Annotated in this window: 14 protein-coding genes; 2 read left to right on the top strand and 12 right to left on the bottom strand. The window is 69.7% G+C overall.

All coding sequences use genetic code 11. From position 1 onward, the window contains the following. Window positions 1-106 precede the first annotated feature (106 nt). The 4 genes from LC041_RS03965 to rsmA all read right to left on the bottom strand — a co-directional run bounded on the left by LC041_RS03965 (window position 107) and on the right by rsmA (window position 4,136). Window positions 107-1,120, bottom strand: coding sequence for a LacI family DNA-binding transcriptional regulator (locus LC041_RS03965; RefSeq protein WP_226531649.1), 1,014 nt, complete (start codon window positions 1,118-1,120; stop codon window positions 107-109). Window positions 1,121-1,238: 118 nt separating this feature from the next. After that, entirely contained in the window at window positions 1,239-2,171 is a 933-nt protein-coding gene (locus LC041_RS03960; RefSeq protein ID WP_226531648.1) for a 4-(cytidine 5'-diphospho)-2-C-methyl-D-erythritol kinase, read from the bottom strand. Between the two features lie 7 nt (window positions 2,172-2,178). Further along, complete coding sequence (gene mgrA, locus LC041_RS03955; protein ID WP_226531647.1) at window positions 2,179-3,246, bottom strand: L-glyceraldehyde 3-phosphate reductase; 1,068 nt, start codon at window positions 3,244-3,246, stop codon at window positions 2,179-2,181. Then, window positions 3,243-4,136, bottom strand: coding sequence for a 16S rRNA (adenine(1518)-N(6)/adenine(1519)-N(6))-dimethyltransferase RsmA (gene rsmA / locus LC041_RS03950; protein WP_226531646.1), 894 nt, complete (start codon window positions 4,134-4,136; stop codon window positions 3,243-3,245). The genes mgrA and rsmA overlap by 4 nt, the downstream gene beginning before the upstream one ends. A 54-nt stretch (window positions 4,137-4,190) precedes the next feature. On the opposite strand from rsmA, the gene LC041_RS03945 reads away from it, so the two are divergent. After that, window positions 4,191-5,450 (top strand): MFS transporter, encoded by a 1,260-nt coding sequence (locus LC041_RS03945; protein WP_226531645.1) that lies wholly within the window; start codon window positions 4,191-4,193, stop codon window positions 5,448-5,450. Window positions 5,451-5,590: 140 nt separating this feature from the next. On the opposite strand, the gene LC041_RS03940 is transcribed toward LC041_RS03945, so the two are convergent. The 4 genes from LC041_RS03940 to rsmI form a co-directional block, all read right to left on the bottom strand. Next, on the bottom strand, window positions 5,591-6,466 hold the full coding sequence (locus LC041_RS03940) for a TatD family hydrolase (RefSeq protein WP_226531644.1): 876 nt from the start codon (window positions 6,464-6,466) through the stop codon (window positions 5,591-5,593). A 14-nt stretch (window positions 6,467-6,480) separates the two neighbouring features. After that, window positions 6,481-8,058 (bottom strand): methionine--tRNA ligase, encoded by a 1,578-nt coding sequence (metG, locus tag LC041_RS03935; protein ID WP_226531643.1) that lies wholly within the window; start codon window positions 8,056-8,058, stop codon window positions 6,481-6,483. A 64-nt stretch (window positions 8,059-8,122) separates the two neighbouring features. After that, on the bottom strand, window positions 8,123-9,664 hold the full coding sequence (locus LC041_RS03930) for a molybdopterin-dependent oxidoreductase (RefSeq protein WP_226531642.1): 1,542 nt from the start codon (window positions 9,662-9,664) through the stop codon (window positions 8,123-8,125). 16 nt (window positions 9,665-9,680) lie between these two features. Further along, window positions 9,681-10,508: a 16S rRNA (cytidine(1402)-2'-O)-methyltransferase gene (gene rsmI / locus LC041_RS03925; RefSeq protein ID WP_226531641.1), complete on the bottom strand. Its 828-nt coding sequence runs from the start codon at window positions 10,506-10,508 to the stop codon at window positions 9,681-9,683. Window positions 10,509-10,570: 62 nt separating this feature from the next. On the opposite strand from rsmI, the gene LC041_RS03920 reads away from it, so the two are divergent. Beyond that, window positions 10,571-12,124: a dolichyl-phosphate-mannose--protein mannosyltransferase gene (locus tag LC041_RS03920; RefSeq protein WP_226531640.1), complete on the top strand. Its 1,554-nt coding sequence runs from the start codon at window positions 10,571-10,573 to the stop codon at window positions 12,122-12,124. Window positions 12,125-12,173: 49 nt separating this feature from the next. Here LC041_RS03920 and LC041_RS03915 read toward each other — a convergent pair whose 3' ends face one another. The 4 genes from LC041_RS03915 to LC041_RS03900 form a co-directional block, all read right to left on the bottom strand. Beyond that, window positions 12,174-13,976 (bottom strand): thioredoxin domain-containing protein, encoded by a 1,803-nt coding sequence (locus tag LC041_RS03915; RefSeq protein ID WP_226531639.1) that lies wholly within the window; start codon window positions 13,974-13,976, stop codon window positions 12,174-12,176. A gap of 33 nt (window positions 13,977-14,009) precedes the next feature. After that, complete coding sequence (msuE, locus tag LC041_RS03910; RefSeq protein WP_226531638.1) at window positions 14,010-14,579, bottom strand: FMN reductase; 570 nt, start codon at window positions 14,577-14,579, stop codon at window positions 14,010-14,012. An 87-nt stretch (window positions 14,580-14,666) separates the two neighbouring features. Further along, the gene (locus LC041_RS03905) at window positions 14,667-15,503 is read right to left on the bottom strand and encodes an aldo/keto reductase (RefSeq protein ID WP_226531637.1); all 837 of its coding nucleotides are present in this window, start codon (window positions 15,501-15,503) and stop codon (window positions 14,667-14,669) included. A gap of 9 nt (window positions 15,504-15,512) precedes the next feature. Further along, entirely contained in the window at window positions 15,513-16,661 is a 1,149-nt protein-coding gene (locus LC041_RS03900; protein WP_226531636.1) for a heparan-alpha-glucosaminide N-acetyltransferase domain-containing protein, read from the bottom strand. Window positions 16,662-16,685 lie beyond the last annotated feature (24 nt).

Here is a 16,685-nt window from a genome sequence, read left to right as displayed (position 1 = left end):
CGGTCACCTTCGATGTGACCGTTCACATTGAGTTACATCGTCCACTCACGAGGAAGCGCTGTCAAGTCCGCGCCACGAATTCGTGTCGCGACCGTGACGCGGTGCGCTATCTCGTCGCGGCGGATTCGCGCGCGCGCAGGACCGTCTGCAGCGGACCGAAGACCGGGACGTCCTCGCCCCGGATCTGCGCGAGGAGGATCCGCACGGCGCGCCGCCCCAGCTCGGGGAAGTCCTGGTGCACCGTGCTCAACGTGGGAGCCACGTGTGCGGCGACCGGGATATCGTCGAATCCGATCACGCTCACATCGTGCGGCACGCGGAGGCCGGAGTCGCGGAAACCGTGCATGAGGCCGATCGCCATGAGGTCGTTCGCGGCGAACACCGCCGTGAAGTCGCGGCGCCGCGACAGCTCCTTGCCCGCGAAGTACCCGAAGTCGGCGGTCCAATCCCCGCGGATCGGGGGAAACGTCGGCAGGTCCGCCTCGCGCAGCCCATCGAGGTAGCCCCGCATCCGCGACTCCGCCTCGATCCAGTCCTGTGGACCTGCGAGGTGCAGGATGTCGCTGTGACCGAGGGAGATCAGATGCTCCGTGGCCGCTCTGGCTCCCGCCACCTGGTCGGCCGAGAGGCTCACTCCGTCGGAGCCCGATGCGGTCTGCAGCGTCACGAACGGCATGTCGACGGACATTCCCCGAAGGACATGGAACACGCGCACCTGCGGGGCGAGCACCACGATCCCGTCCACCTGTTCGCGGGCGAGCTGGCGCACCGCGTTGCCGATCGCCTCCGGCGTGGTCTCCGGAAGGTTGAGGGTGGAGACCGCGTATCCCTCCTCGCGCGCCGCGTCCTCGATACCGGCGATCGACGAGGTCGGCCCGAACTCCCCGATCGTCGCGGAGAGGATGCCGAGCACGTTCGACTTGCTGGTCACCAGTGCGCGGGCAGCGAGGTTCGGGCGATAGTCGAGCACGGAGATCGCGTCGAGCACCTTCGCCTTCGTCTCCGGGCGGATGCTCGGATGGTCGTTCAAGACCCGGGATACCGTCTGGTGAGAGACCCCGGCCAGGCGAGCGACATCGCGGATGCTCGGCTGCCGCGCGCGCTCGGAGGCGCTGGACATCGGGTGCCTCCTCGCGTGTGCACGGTCACATCGTCACTTCATTATGTCTGTCAGGACGCACGCACGCACCTTTTCGAGCGCGGTCGCCGCGCGTGGCGGGTTGTGCGCGGGAGCCTCGTCAGCCGATGATCCGTGCGCCGGGAACCGGGCCGTGCACGTGCAGGGGATCGAATCCGGATGCCCGCAGAGCGGATTGCACCCCCTGTGCCGTCTCGGGATCGGGACACAGGAGCGCCACTGTGGGTCCGGAGCCGGACACGATGCCCTGCAGCGCACCGGCAGCGACCCCCTGGACGATCGTCTCGGCGAGATCGGGACGCTCGGTCAGGGCCGCGACCTGCAGGTCGTTCTCGAGTGCCGGGGCGAGCTGCGCGGGATCACCCGACCGAAGCGCCTGCAAGACCGGGATCGGGACGTCGAGTGACAGCGGCGGATCGTCGGCGAGCGCGCCCTGCTCCTCCCGCAGCAGGTCGAGGCGCTCGTAGACCACGGGCGTCGAAAGCCCCTGCTCGCTGGGCACCAGGATCCAATCGAAGCGCCCACGCGCGAGCGCGGGGTTCAACTGATCGCCGCGACCGGTTCCGACCGCCGTCCCGCCGTGCAGCGCGAAGGGCACGTCGGCGCCGAGGCGGGCGGCGAGGTCGTGCAGGCGAGCCTGCGACAGCCCCGTCCCCCACAGCGCGTCGCATGCGACCAGGGCGGCGGCAGCATCCGCGGATCCGCCGCCCATGCCCCCCGCCACGGGGACGCTCTTGCGGATCTCGAGCGCGACACCGCCCCGGTGGTCGACCGCGAGGGCGAGCAGCTTGGCCGCGCGCATGGCGAGGTTGCGGTCGTCCAGTGGAACCGAGTCGACATCCTCCACCCCCGAGACCGTGACCGAGAAGTCGTCGGCAGGGCGCGCGATGACGTCTTCGTAGAGGGACACCGCTTGGAAGACCGTCGCCAGCGCGTGATACCCGTCGTCATGCCGGCCGCCGACCCCGAGGAAGACGTTGATCTTGCCCGGAGCGCGCACGTGCACGGAGTCGGTGGACGCGGCGAGGCTCATGATGCGATCACAGCTCCGAGGACTTCGCCCACAGGTTCACGTCGATCGCCCCGGCCAGCTCATCGATGCGGGCGAGCTCCTCGCCCTGGAAGGCGGGACCGTTCACGGCGGCGATGTTCTCGTCGAGCTGTTCGGGACGCGAGGCGCCGATCAGCGCCGAAGCCACGACCGGGCTGCGCAGCGTCCACTGCAGTGCGAGCTGGGCGAGCGACTGACCACGCCCCTTCGCGACCTCGTTCAGCGCCCGCAGCGTCTGCACCGCCTCGTCGGTGAGCCGACCCTCCGGCAGCGAGCCGCGCTTCTGCGCACGCTCCGCCGTCCCGTCATCGAGGTACTTGTCGGTCAACAGCCCCTGCGCCAGAGGAGTGAAGGCGATCGCGCCCAGGCCCGACTGCTCCAGGGTGTCGGTCAGGCCGTCCTCCACCCAGCGGTTGAGGATCGAGTACGCGGGCTGGTGGATGACCAGGGGGGTGCCGAGGTCCTTCGCGACCGCGACGGCCTCGGCCGTGCGCTCGGCGCTGTACGACGAGATGCCCACGTAGAGGGCCTTGCCCTGGCGCACGAGCGTGTCGAGCGCGCCGATCGTCTCGGCGATCGGGGTGACCGGGTCGACCCGGTGCGAGTAGAAGATGTCGACGTAGTCGAGGCCCATGCGGGTCAGCGACTGCTCGGCGCTGGCGAGGATGTACTTGCGGCTCGCGAAATCGCCGTACGGGCCGGGCCACATGTCCCACCCGGCCTTCGACGAGATGATCAGCTCGTCGCGGTACGGCCGGAAGTCCTCCGCGAAGATGCGACCGAAGTTCTTCTCGGCTGAGCCGTAGGGCGGGCCGTAGTTGTTCGCCAGATCGAAGTGCGTGATGCCGCGGTCGAAGGCGTGGCGCAACAGGGCGCGTTGGTTGTCGAGCGGGATGTTGTCGCCGAAGTTCCACCACAGCCCGAGCGAGATCGGGGGCAGATACAGGCCGGACGTGCCGACCTGACGGTAGGCGAACTGCTGATAGCGGCTCTCATCCGCCGCATACGGACGGTGCAGCTCGGGGACATCGGGGCGGAAGCGGGGGGAGTCGGTCACGGTGCCAGATTACTGGGTGAGGCGACGTCGTCGTCGAGAACCTCGGACACGGCCGCGTGCTGCGCGATCCGGTGGTAGTCGTCGACCGTGAGGTCCTCGCCCCGCGCCGTCGGCGCGACGCCGGCGGCGAGCAACACCTCGGACGCGGCGGCGGAGCTGCCGAAGATCCCCGACAGCGCCTGGCGGAGCATCTTGCGACGCTGGTTGAAGGCCGCATCGACGATCTCGAACGTGCGACGACGCTCCTCCTCGGTCCCCCGTTCCCCGTCGGAACGGTCGAAGCCGACGAGCAGGCTGTCGACGTTCGGCACCGGCCAGAACACCTGGCGGGAGACGGTGCCGGAGAGCTTCCACTCGCCGTACCAGGCGGCCTTGACGCTGGGCGACCCGTAGATCTTCGAGCCCGGTTCGGCGGCGAGCCTCTCGGCGACCTCGGCCTGCACCATGACCACGCCGCGCTGCAGGTAGGGGAAGCTCTCGAGGAAGTGCAGCAGCACCGGCACCGACACGTTGTACGGGAGGTTCGCGACCAGCACGGTCGGCTCGCCGGGCAGTTCGGTGATGCGCAGGGCGTCGGCGTCGACGACCGTGAGCCGGTCGGGCTCCACACCGTGTGCGGCGGCGGTCTCGGCGAGGCGCGCGGCGAGGCGGTGATCGATCTCGACCGCGGTGACCGAAGCTCCGGTCTCCAGGATCGCCAGCGTGAGGGAGCCGAGTCCAGGACCGACCTCGACCACGCGCTCACCCGGCTGTACGCGCGCCGCCTGCACGATCTTGCGGACGGTGTTCGCGTCCGTGACGAAGTTCTGGCCGAGCTTCTTCGTCGGAGTGACGTCGAGCTCAGCGGCGAGGCGGCGGATCTCGGTGGCGCCGAGCAGGGTGACGGTCATCCCCCCATTGTCCCCCACGCGACAGATGTCCCCCGCCGTCAGTAGTCTTCTCTGGTGCCAAGACTGGGAGAGCTCGTCGCGCCACGACGCATGGGCCGGGATTTCCGCTGGCTGCTCGCGTCATCGTGGACCAGCAACATCGGTGACGGAGTGGCCCTCGCCGCCGCTCCCCTGCTGATCGCATCCATGACGTCATCGCCCCTGCTGGTGGCGACCGGTGCGATCCTGCAGTTCCTCCCGTGGCTGCTCTTCGGTCTGCACGCAGGCGCGATCGCCGACCGGTTCGACCGTCGTCGCCTGGTCATGCTCGCCAACGCTGCGCGCGCGGTGGTCCTCGCCGCGCTGTGCGTGTTCCTCGTCACGGGCGTCGCGAACATCTGGATCGTGCTCGCCGTCGCCTTCCTCTACGGCACCGCCGAGGTGTTCGTCGACACGACGGGGAGCACACTCCTGCCGATGCTCGTGAAGCCCGCCGACCTCGGCATCGGCAATGCCCGCCTGCAGGCCGGCTACCTGGTCGCGAATCAGTTCGCCGGTCCCCCGCTGGGCGCGTTCCTGTTCGCCGCGGGCATGGCCTGGCCGTTCCTGCTCGAAGCGGTGTGCGTGGCACTCGCGGTCGTGCTCATCTCCCGCATGGCGAGGACCCCCGTCCCACCCCGGGCCGCCGAGGCGCACTCGCCGGTGCACACCGACATCGCCGAGGGACTGCGGTGGCTGTGGCGCAATCCGCCGGTGCGGATGCTGGTGCTGATCGTCCTCGTCTTCAACATCACGTGGGCAGCCCCCTGGGGTGTGCTCGTGCTCTACGCGACCGAACACCTGCAGATGGGTGCCGTCGGATACGGCACCCTCACGACGGCCTCAGCGGCGGGCGGGATCCTCGCGACCCTCTGCTTCGGTTGGCTCGAACGGCATGTCTCCTTCGCGACGCTGATGCGCATCGTGCTCTCACTCGAAGTGCTCATGCACCTGTCGTTCGCGCTGACCACCACCGGCTGGGTCGCACTGGTCATCATGTTCTTCTTCGGTGCGTACGGGTTCGTGTGGGCGACGATCTCCACCACCGTCCGGCAGCGGCTGGTCCCCGCCGAGCTCCAAGGGCGGGTGGCCTCCGTGAACATGGTCGGAGTCTTCGGCGGCATGATCGTCGGGCAGGCCATCGGCGGTGTGATCGCCCAGGTCTGGGGCCTCACCGCCCCGTGGTGGTTCGCATTCGGCGGCGCGGCGCTCACGCTTCTGCTGGTGTGGAAGCCGATCTCGCACATCGTGTCCGCGACGCCGGTTGCCGATCCCGATCCGATCGACGCAGCCTGATCCTTCCGCAATCGCCGACCGGGTACCCCTGCGCATTTGTCGGGAGGATGGACGCTTGTCGGGAAGACTCGCCCTGTCGCTCCGACATACGTGCAGACTCCCGACAGGTGTACCGCGGGACCGGCGAGCGAGCCTCAGGGTCAGACGAACGAGCCGTAGACCCTCAAGGTGTTCTCGGCGAGCTGGGCGCACAGCTCGTCCACCCCGACGCCGAGCTCGGCCGCCATGAAGCGCACCGTGATCGGAACGAGGTACGGCGCGTTCGGGCGGCCCCGCAGCGGCACCGGCGTGAGGAACGGCGCGTCCGTCTCGACCAGGAGGCGATCGAGCGGCGTGACCTTCAGCGCATCGCGCAGGTTCTGGGCGTTCTTGAACGTCACGTTGCCCGCGAACGACAGGTGGTAGCCGGCATCCGCGCAGACGCGCGCCATCGCATCATCCCCCGAGAAGCAGTGGAAGACCGTCCGCTCCGGGGCACCGACACGGGCGAGCGTCTCCAGCACCGCGTCGTGTGCATCGCGGTCGTGGATCTGCATCGCGATGCCATGCTTCTTCGCGAGGTCGATGTGCGCCTCGAAGGACTCGAACTGGGGAGCGCGTCGCTCCGGCTCCGTGCGGAAGAAGTCGAGCCCCGTCTCGCCGATCGCGCGGGTGCGCGGGTGGGCGGCGAGTTCGTCGATGACCGCGATCGCCTCCTCGAGACGACCGTCCTCGGCATAGGTCGGCGCGTCGTTGGGGTGGATCGCGACGGCGGCGAGCACGCGCGGGTCGGATGCTGCGGCCTCGACCGCCCACCGCGACGACTCGATGTCACCGGAGGCCTGCACGACGCCGGCGATCCCCACCGCCGCCGCCCGGTCGAGCTGCTCCGTCAGCGACAGCGGCTCGTCGCCGTCGACGATCTCCAGGTGCGCATGGTTGTCGTACACCGGAATCGTCAACGGTTCGGGCGCGGCCGGGTACTTCAGATCCTTGCGCCCGTCCGCCGAGCGCTCGCGCACATAGGTGTCCGCCATCTCGTGTGCCCCGCTCAGGCCGTCGACTCCACCCGCGGGAACAGGGGAGCCAGACCGTTGACGCTCGTACCCGGGCGCAGCACGCCCCAGGCTCCTGCTTCGCGGATCGGCTGATCCTGCAGGCGCCCCAGCGTCTCCGCAGCGCCGAGCGCGATCCACAGCTTCTCGGTCGACTGCGGCATCACCGGTGACAGCAGCACCGCGAGGGCACGCAGCCCCTCGGCGCAGGTGTACAGCACGGTGCCGAGTCGCTCGCGCTGCTCTTCGTCACGGGCCAGCGCCCACGGCTCGTTCTCGGTGATGTAGCCGTTGAGCGCGTCGACGATCGTCCAGATCGCGGCGATCGCCTCGTCGATGCGGAACTGCGCGACCGCCGCATCCGCGTTCGCCGCCGCCTCCGCCACGATCTTCTGGATCGCGAGGTCCTTCTCCGTGTAGTCGGCCGCGGGCGGCACGATGCCCTCGAAGTACTTCTCGATCATCGCCGTCGTGCGCGAGGCGAGGTTGCCGAAGCCGTTGGCGAGCTCAGCCTGGTACCGGGCGGACAGGTCTTCCCACGAGAAGGAGCCGTCCTGTCCGAAGGCGATCGCGGAGAGGAAGTAGAAGCGGTACGCGTCGGACCCGAAGACGTCGGTGATCTCGGTCGGAGCGATGCCGGTGAGCTTCGACTTCGACATCTTCTCGCCACCGACCAGCAGCCACCCGTGCGCGAAGACGCCCTGGGGAACCTCGAGACCGGCCGCCATCAGCAGAGCCGGCCAGATGACGGCGTGGAAGCGCAGGATGTCCTTGCCGACCACGTGGTACGCGGGCCAGCGACGCTCGAAGGTCTCCTCATCGGAGCCGTAGCCGACGGCCGTGGCGTAGTTCAGCAGCGCATCGACCCACACGTAGATGACGTGCGACTCGTCCCACGGGAGCGGGATGCCCCAGTCGAAGGTCGAACGCGAGATCGACAGGTCCTTGAGACCCTGGCTCACGAACGACACGACCTCGTTGCGTGCCGAGTCGGGGCGCACGAAGTCAGGTCGTGTCTTGTAGAGCTCGAGCAGCCGGTCCTGGAATTCGCTGAGCTTGAAGAAGTAGTTCTTCTCCTGCAGCAGCTCCAGCGGCTTCGAGTGGATGGCGCACACCTTCAGCCCCTCGAAGGGACCGGTGCCGTCGACGATCTCCGACTCGGGCTTGAACTCCTCGCAGCCCACACAGTAGAGCGCCTCGTACTCCCCCGCGTAGATGTAGCCGCGGTCGTACAGGCGCTGGAAGAACGTCTGCACGTTCTTCTCGTGACGTTCCTGCGTGGTGCGGATGAAGTCGTCGTTGGCGACGTCGAGCGTCTTGAGCAGCGGGAACCAGCTCTCGCTGACGAGCTTGTCGACCCACTCCTGCGGTGTGACGTTGTTCGCCGCCGCGGCCCGCAGCATCTTCTGGCCGTGCTCGTCGGTGCCGGTGAGCATCCAGGTGTCGTCGCCCGCCTGGCGGTGCCACCGTGCGAGCGTGTCGACGGCCACCGTCGTGTACCCGTGTCCGATGTGGGGCACATCGGACGGGTAGTAGATGGGCGTGGTGATGTAGAACGATTCGCCTGCGGGCATGGAGCAATTCTAGGTGGGATGCGGCGCGTGGTTACGCCGTGCGCGCGGTGGTTGCGTCCGCCTCTCAGGCCACGGACACGTCGATGCGATGCCAGCCCTGCGCACCGTCGGGGGCGGGTGCCGCGGGATCCGCTGTCTGCGTCTCGCCTTCGGCGTTGAGCGCCCGGCATTCGATGGTGTGCGTGCCGCTGTCCGCCACCCAGTCGAGGCTCCACTGCACCCACGTGTCGGTGGAGATCGCGGTCGCGAGCTCGGCCGACCGCCACGGCCCGTCATCGATGCGCACCTCCACTCCCGCGATGCCGACGTGCTGCTGCCAGGCCATCCCCGCGATGACCACCGCTCCCGCGGTGACCTGCTGCCCACGACGGGGGACGTCGATGCGCGACTGCAGCTTGATGGGTCCGCGCTCAGACCATCCGCGGGTCGTCCAGTAGGCGGTGGCGCGATCGAACCGCGTCACCTCCAGTTGGGTGACCCACTTCGTCGCGGACACGTAGCCGTAGAGCCCCGGCACCACCATCCGCGCGGGGAAGCCATGCTCGATCGGCAACGGCTCGCCGTTCATGCCGATCGCGAGCAGGGCCTCGCGGTCGTCGGTGAGTGCCTCGATCGGCGTGGACGCCGTGAACCCGTCGGCTGAGGTCGAGAGCACCATGTCGGCGTCGGCGTCGACACCCGCGCGCGCGAGCAGATCCCGCACCGGGACCCCGAGCCAGCGGGCGTTGCCGATCAGGGATCCGCCGACCTCGTTCGACACGCACGCGAGCGTGACGAACGACTCCTGCATCGGCATCGCGAGCAGTTCGTCCCAGGTGAACTCCATCTCCCGCTCGACCATCCCGTGGATGCGCAGCGACCAGTCGGCCGGGTCCACACGCGGCACGATGAGCGCGGTGTCGATGCGGTAGAACTCCGCGTTCGGAGTGACGACGGGGGCGAGCCCGGGAACCCCCAGCTCCGCACCGGCAGGGACCGCCGCTGCTGCGCGTGCCGCCGAGGGCAGCCTCAGCGCGTCGCGGACCGCCTCGATCGATCGGCTCGCGCCCCGCGCGACATTGCCGACGATGAGCGCCACGGCACCCGCTGCGGCGACGCCCGCGGCCCACACCAGGAAGCGTCTGCGATCCTCACCGTCGGGTTCGAGGCCGGCGACCGGCCGGAGCCGAGCGACGAGCAGGCGCAGGACCATCACCGCGACGAGACCGGCGACCAGCCCGGGCAGCCAGGCGAACGGTCCCGCACCGGGGCGAACCATCGCCGCGACGACGGCGAGCGCACCGAGCGCCCCCACGATCACGGCACCGACACCGGACCGTCGTCGCTCCAGGATTCCCGCGACAGCGGCGACGACCACGAGCACCACGGCGATGCCCACGATCAGGGCCGCCTTGTCACCGGTGCCGAACAGCGCGATGGCGGTGTCCTTCGCCCAGCTCGGAGCGAGGTCGATGAGCCCGCTGCCGATCACGGCGAACGGGCTTGCGCTCGGCTCCACCACGGCGGCGACGAGTTCCGCCAGGCCGACGGCGAGGAACGACGCGCTCAGACCGGCCGCGGCGGCGCGGAACGTGTCCTCCCTCGTCGCCTGCGTCGCCTTCGCCATGACCCGAGGGTAACGGTCACGCCCTCGGGGGGCGAGCGGCGAGGGCAGCCTGGTAGAGATCGCGGGAGGAGAGACCGGTCAGCGCAGCGACCTCGGAGGACGCGTCCTTGAGGCGGACGCCTTCCGCGACGAGTCTCTGCACCTCCGCCAGAGCATCTTCCGGGGAGCCGTCCCGGCGCGCGGCTCCCTCGACCACCACGACGATCTCGCCCTTCACGCCGCCTTCGGCCCAGGCCCCCAGTTCGGCGGCGGTGCCACGGCGGACCTCCTCGTACAGCTTCGTGAGCTCACGGCACACCGCGATGCGCCGCTCGTCCCCGAAAGCGGCGCCCATGTCGGCGAGCGCACTCGCGAGCCGGGCCGGAGACTCGAAGAAGACCATGGTGCGCGGCTCGGCGGCCAAGGCGCGAAGGGCCGATCGCCGCTCCCCCGGCTTGCGCGGGAGGAACCCCTCGAACGTGAAGCGGTCGGTCGGAAGCCCCGAGATCGCGAGCGCCATCAGCACGGCGCTCGGGCCGGGGATCGCGGTGACGGTGACCCCCCGTTCCACCGCCTCGGCCACCAGCCCATAGCCGGGATCACTCACAGTCGGCATCCCCGCATCGCTCATCACCACGATGTCGGTCTCCTCCGCGAGCGCGGCCAGCTCGGCGGCCTTCTGCTTCTCGTTGTGGTCGTGCAGCGCGATCAGGCGAGGGCGGTTGTCGATCTGCAGCGCCTTCAGCAGGCGCTGCGTGGTGCGGGTGTCCTCCGCGACGACGACCTCCGCGTTCTCCAGCACCTCCACCAGCCGTCGCGACGCGTCGCCCAGGTTTCCGATCGGGGTGGCGGCGAGGATGATCACCCGCCCAGCATAGGCGCGCCGGAAGCAGCTCCCGCGGAAGGGGCGTTGTCTAGGCTGGAGCGGTGACCGCGCCCGAACCGCTCCTGCCCGCCCCTGAGGCGCGGCTGACGCACTACGGACGGCTGCGGGATCGCCTGCTACGGGACCCGGACTGGGGCCGCGCGATCCGATGGCTCGCTCCGCTGGTGATCACCGCGCTCGCCGCGGTGCTGCGCCTGGTCGGCGTGTCTCACCCGCACGAGCTCGCCTTCGACGAGACCTACTACGTCAAGGACGCCTGGTCGCTGTGGACGCTCGGCTACGAAGGCACCTGGGGTGGCGACGCGAACGCGGCGTTCGCGACCGGGCAGAGCCTCCCGCTCTCGGACACGGGCTCGTTCATCGTGCATCCTCCGCTCGGCAAGTGGCTCATCGCGCTGGGCATGGCGATCGGAGGACCCGAGAACAGCGGCGGATGGCGTCTGGCCACGGCGGTGCTCGGAGCGGGCTCGGTGCTCCTGGTGTATCTGATCGCTCGGCGTCTGAGCGGATCGGTGGTCGTGGCATCCGTCGCCGGGACGCTGCTGGCGATCGACGGCCTGAGCATCGTCATGAGTCGGATCGCGCTGCTCGACGGCATCCTGACGTTCTTCGTCCTATTCGGCGTGCTGTTCGTCCTCGTCGATCGCCAGCGCACGATCCCGCAGCTCGAGCGACGCGATCCGGAGGCGCCCGACCCGTTCTGGGGGCCGGTGCTGTGGCGTCGCCCCTGGCTGATCGCCGCCGGTGCCGCCCTGGGTGCGGCTTCGGCCGTGAAGTGGTCGGGCCTCTACGTCCTCGCGGGCTTCGGTCTCTACGTCGTGGTCACCGACGCGCTGGCGAGACGCCGGGCCGGTGTGGTGCTGTGGCCGACCGCCGCCGCGTTCCGACAGGGGCCGGTCTCGTTCGTCCTGTTCGTCTTCCCCGCGCTGGCCATGTACCTGGCGAGTTGGACCGGGTGGCTCCTGACCTCGGGGGGCTACGACCGGCAGAGCGATCCGAACCCGCTGCTCGCGCTGTGGAAGTACCACGAGTCGATGCTCGGCTTCCACGTCGGCCTGAGCCGCGGACACCCCTATGCGAGCCCCGCATGGGAATGGCCTCTCCTGCTGCGGCCGACGGCGGTCTGGGTGGATTCCGATCCCACCGGCTGCGGCACCGATCACTGCATCGGCGTGATCTCCGCCGTCCCGAATCCGCTCATCTGGTACGGCGGGGTCGCGGCAGCGGTGTATCTGCTCTACCGGTTGGTGCGGAGCTGGATCACCCGGCAGCCGATCCCGCCCGCGCTGACGGTCCCGCTGGTCGGCCTGGCGGTCACGTACCTGCCGTGGCTGATGTTCCCCGAGCGCACGATCTTCCAGTTCTACACGGTGGTGATGATGCCCTTCCTCGTGCTCGCGCTCACCATGACGCTGCAGATCATCGCCGGACGACGCGAAGACCCCTTGTACCGTCGGCAGTCCGGCGAGCGCACGGTGCTGATCTTCCTCGCGTTCGTCGTGCTGGTGTCGGCGTTCTTCCTGCCGCTGTGGACCGGGATGAGCGTGCCGTACCAGTTCTGGCTGCTGCACAACTGGCTTCCCGGCTGGGTGTGACGCACCGCGCCCTCACCTCACGGCGACGTGGTCATCCGTCCTCACGGGGTCACCGCCCGATCGACACCTCGGCAGGGTCGCTCACCGGCAGCCGACACACGAACGCGCGGCAGTCGTAGGCGCGTTCCGCCACCTCGTCCTTCCCCTCGAACAGGGTGAACCCCGCATCCGCGAACGCGCGCGCCTGGGCAGGACTGACCACGGCGACGACCTCGGCGTCCGCTCCTCTGCCGGCGAGGCCGAGGGCACCATCCGGCTCTGTGGTGACCACGACGAGTTGGCGCGGCGGCACGGCGAGGCCCGCGGCCACCCGGAGCAGCGTGCCATGGGCGAACGGCTGCTCCAGCGCCCGCACGGCCAGGGTGCTCACGGTCGAGACGGCTGCCGCGCGATACCGGTCCCCCGCTCCGAGCCACCATGCCGTCAGCGCGGCGCCGGCCACCGCCGCGGCATCCGAGGGGAGGTCACCGTCGGTCTGGTCGGGAGAGGTCGCGATGCCCTGGGCCGACAGCAGCGGCTCCTCGCCCGCTGCACCCTCCAGCGCGTCATCGAGGACTCCGCGGGCCGTCGCCGCCCAGTGCGCTTCGCCGGTGGCCAGAGCCAGAGCGAACAGACCGTCGGCGAAGAGGCCACGATCCGCGACCGTCGCGACCGCGGCAGAGGTCCGCCCGTCGAGTGACGCGCGGATGAGAGCACCATCGGCATCGCGATTGACCCTCAGCACCGTGTGCGCCGCGGACGTCGCAGCGTCGATCCAGCTCTGCTCGGCGAAGGTCGCCCCGGCGCGGGCGAGAGCGGCGATCGCGAGGCCGTTCCACCCGGTGATCACCTTGCCGTCCACGGCCGGCGGCTCCAGGCCCGCGCGCGCAGAGAGCGGGCGCCGGTAGTAACCGCCTTCGCTACGAGCCCCCTCGACCCACGACTCCGAGTCCTGAGCGGCACCGAAACCGCCGCCGTCACGCTGCAGCACGCCCGTCAGGAAGGACACCACGCCGCGGACGACCCGCTCCTCCCCCGCATCGCGGGCGACTTCGAGCAGTTGCGCGTTGTCGGTCAGCATCCGCTCGTAGTGCGGCACCGTCCAGTCGCGCTGGGTGGCGTAACGGAAGAACCCGCCATCGGCATCGCGCAGCTCCGATCGGCTCATCGCGGCGAGCGCGCGCACCGCTGATGCCGCCGCCTCCGGAGCACCGTCCTGCACGAGTGGATGCTGCAGGAAGCGCAGGGTGGTGGCCACGGGGAACTTCGGGGCACCGCCGAACCCGCCGAACCTCTCATCCTCCCGCTGGGCGATCGTCTCGGCAGCCGTCGCGATCGCGACCACGTCGGGGAGCTCGGACGGGATGGCTTCCGCTGCTCGCGCGAGCGCATCGGTCACCGCATCCGCCGATGCCTCGGCCTGCTCCCGCCGCAGGGTCCAGGCTTCCCCGACCGCGGCGAGGACGTCGCGGAACGCGGGCATCGGCGGCCGAGCCTCCTGCGGCCAATACGTGCCGGCGAAGAACGTGCGCCCGCGTGGCGTCGCGAAGACCGTGAGCGGCCAACCGAGGTTCTGGGTGAACGCCGAGGCAGCCGCCATGTAGGCACCGTCCACCTGCGGATGCTCCTCGCGATCGACCTTCACCGCGACGAAGCCCTCATTGATCAGAGCGGCCGTCGCCGGATCCATGAACGATTCGCGTGCCATCACGTGACACCAGTGACACGTCGAGTAGCCGATCGAGATCAGCAGCGGCACGTCGCGTCGTCTGGCCTCCTCGAACGCCTCCGCGGCCCACGGATGCCAGTCGACGGGGTTGTCGGCGTGCGCGCGGAGGTACGGGCTGAGAGCGTCGGCGAGCCGGTTGGTCATGCCCACACGCTACGCCGCGAGACGGTGGTGGGATCAGCCGACCAGCAGGTCGACCGGACGCGAGGCCGCGTAGCCGACCAGTGGCAGGGCACGATCCGCGGCCAGGGCGATGCGTGCGCGCAGCACGTCGGAGGCGATCTCGTAGCCGTCGAAGTCGGTGTTGCTCGCATAGACCCCGAGGGGAAGGGTGAGCGCCTGGAAGAACGCGAACAGCGGCCGCAGCTGGTGCTCGATGATCAGGGCGTGCTTCTCTCCGCCGCCGGTCGCCGCGAGCAGCACGGGCTTGCCCACCAGGTCGTACTGGCCGACGAAATCGAACAGGTGCTTGAAGAGCCCGGTGAACGACGCCCGGTACACGGGGCTTCCCACGATGAGCAGATCAGCGGACTCGATCGCCTGCAGCTGCGCTTCGACCTCGGGCGGCAACTGGTCTCGATGCAGCGCGCCCGCCAGCCCAGGGCCGATCCGTGTCAGCTCGATGAGCTGCGCCTCGACCTCGGCACGCTCGGCGACGGCGGCCGTGATCGCGCGGACGAGGGCGGTCGTCTTGCTGGGCTCGTGCAGGGATCCCGACACGGCGACGACACGGAACGGAGCTGTCATGCCTCGACGGTACTCACGACGACGCCCCGTGTCGCGCGTGGCGACACGGGGCGTCATCTGGGCCCGAGGACCCGATGCCACGGGAGGTCAGTTGACCTCGTCCGGGTGCGCCCCGACGCGTCCGGAACCGTCGAGCGGGTCGAGGGCGTCGATCGCCGCGACCTCGGCATCGGTCAGCTCGAACCCGAACACATCGAGGTTCTCGCGCAGGCGCTCGGCGCGCACCGACTTCGGGAACACGATCACGCCCTTCTGCAGGTGCCAGCGCAGCACCGCCTGTGCCGGGGTGACACCGTGCGCGGCTGCAGCCTCTGCGACGGCCGGAACCCCGAACAGGTCGTACTTTCCCTGTCCGAGCGGCCCCCATGCCTCGATGCGCACGCCGTTCGCCTGGGCCCAGGCGACCACGTCGCGCTGCTGGTAGGCGGGGTGCAGCTCGATCTGGTTGACCGCGGGGACCACGCCGGTCTCCTTCACCGTTCGCTCCAGGTGCGGCACGAGGAAGTTCGAGACGCCGATGCTGCGGGTGAGACCGGCCTCGCGCAGCTCGACGAGCTTCGCGAACGCATGCACGTAGTCGTCCTTGGCGGGTGTGGGCCAGTGCACGAGGTACAGGTCGACCTTCTCCAGACCGAGCTTCTCGAGACTCTCGGCGATGGCCGCGCGCGGCTCCTCGTCGTGGTGACGGTCGTTCCAGAGCTTGGTCGTGATGAAGAGGTCGTCACGGGCGATGCCCGAAGAGGCGATGGCGGCGCCCACGCCCTCTTCATTGCCGTAGATCGCAGCGGTGTCGATGTGGCGGTAGCCGATCTCGAGCGCCTCGCTCACCGCGCGCTCGGTCTCTGCCGGCGGCACCTTGAAGACGCCGTAGCCGAGTTGCGGGATGGAGTTGCCGTCGTTCAGTTCGAGTGCAGGAATGCTCATCGCCCCAGCCTAAGACCGGTGTGGGACAGCCGCCATCGCCGCTGCGCCACGCCCGACCAGGCGCTCCAGCGGACCTCGTCCGAAGAACATCGACCAGAGCGTCGTGAGTACCAGCAGCCCCAGCGCCGTCGCCGCCCAGAAAGCGTTGCTCGAGAAGAATCCCCCCGGTCCGACCACCAGGACGATCGAGAGCACATGCGCGCTGTAGGCCGTCAACGGCATGGATCCGAGTGCTCCCAGCGGCAGCAGCACCCCGTGCAGGGGCCCGCTCGCCAGCAGGCACAGCGCGATCACGACGAGCGCGAAGCCTCCGGAGCCCAGGACCTCGGCCGTTCCACCGCTGTGCGGTTCCACCGCGACGAAGGCCATGAGCGCCGCTCCCCCGGGATCCGCCTCGGCGAGCGCCTGCGGATAGTCCGCCCACCCGGACGGCGCCGACATCACTTCGCCGTCGGCGGCGCCCGCGATCCCCGTGGCCTGTCCGAGAGCGCCGAGGCCGTAGCCGACCACAGCCAGCGCCACGCCAACGACCAGCGCGACCACGGCGGTGCGCACCCGCTCCACGTGCATGCGTCCCAGCGCCATGCCGCCGAGCACGAGGGCCAGCCAGACCGTGATCGGATACGTGCCGTACAGCACGAAGCCGATCCCGGTGCCGAACGGGTACAGCATCACGGCGCCCAGGAACGCCAGCAGCGCCGGCCCCAGCAGCGCGAGCACCGCCGCGCCGATCAGAAGCCGCCGGGGCCCCCACCGCAGGAACGGGATCACCGCGACGTAGAGGATGCCGTAGAGCGTGAGGATCACGGCGATCGGGGTGTTCAGCAACTCCAGCGCGAGCCCGATCAGGAAGATCACGGCACCGCGTCCGACCAGGTTCAGGCGGATGCTCGGGATGCGCTCGGGCTCGGGCAGCGCGCCGCGCCCGGTTATCAGGGCGATCGACACCCCGGCGAGGACGGCGAAGAGGATCGAGGATCGACCGTGCACGAGGTCGGTCCAGGTCGCCGGGTCCGCCCACGCGAAGGGCTCCGTCTCCCCGATATGTGCGCCGGCCATGCCGAGGATCGCCAGAGCCCGGGCGACGTCGAGACCGAGGATGCGCGGCGGACGGCCGAACTCGCGGAACCAGCGGACAGGAGCCAGTGCGGTGATCACCCGTTGATCGTAGGCGGTGAATCC

This window comes from Microbacterium paraoxydans, from assembly GCF_020524545.1.
In the GTDB taxonomy this organism is placed as follows: Bacteria; Actinomycetota; Actinomycetes; order Actinomycetales; family Microbacteriaceae; genus Microbacterium; species Microbacterium paraoxydans_C.
The sequence above is the reverse complement of the archived record's forward strand: the minus strand, read 5'-3'. Positions and strand labels throughout refer to the sequence as shown.

Bases quoted from the DNA above. Each gene is read 5' to 3' on its own strand.
- LC041_RS03965 (WP_226531649.1), bottom strand. From the start codon at position 1,120: ATGTCCAGCGCCTCCGAGCGCGCGCGGCAGCCGAGCATCCGCGATGTC.
- LC041_RS03960 (WP_226531648.1), bottom strand. From the start codon at position 2,171: ATGAGCCTCGCCGCGTCCACCGACTCCGTGCACGTGCGCGCTCCGGGC.
- rsmA (WP_226531646.1), bottom strand. From the start codon at position 4,136: ATGACCGTCACCCTGCTCGGCGCCACCGAGATCCGCCGCCTCGCCGCT.
- LC041_RS03940 (WP_226531644.1), bottom strand. From the start codon at position 6,466: ATGGCGGACACCTATGTGCGCGAGCGCTCGGCGGACGGGCGCAAGGAT.
- metG (WP_226531643.1), bottom strand. From the start codon at position 8,058: ATGCCCGCAGGCGAATCGTTCTACATCACCACGCCCATCTACTACCCG.
- LC041_RS03930 (WP_226531642.1), bottom strand. From the start codon at position 9,664: ATGGCGAAGGCGACGCAGGCGACGAGGGAGGACACGTTCCGCGCCGCC.
- LC041_RS03915 (WP_226531639.1), bottom strand. From the start codon at position 13,976: ATGACCAACCGGCTCGCCGACGCTCTCAGCCCGTACCTCCGCGCGCAC.
- msuE (WP_226531638.1), bottom strand. From the start codon at position 14,579: ATGACAGCTCCGTTCCGTGTCGTCGCCGTGTCGGGATCCCTGCACGAG.
- LC041_RS03905 (WP_226531637.1), bottom strand. From the start codon at position 15,503: ATGAGCATTCCTGCACTCGAACTGAACGACGGCAACTCCATCCCGCAA.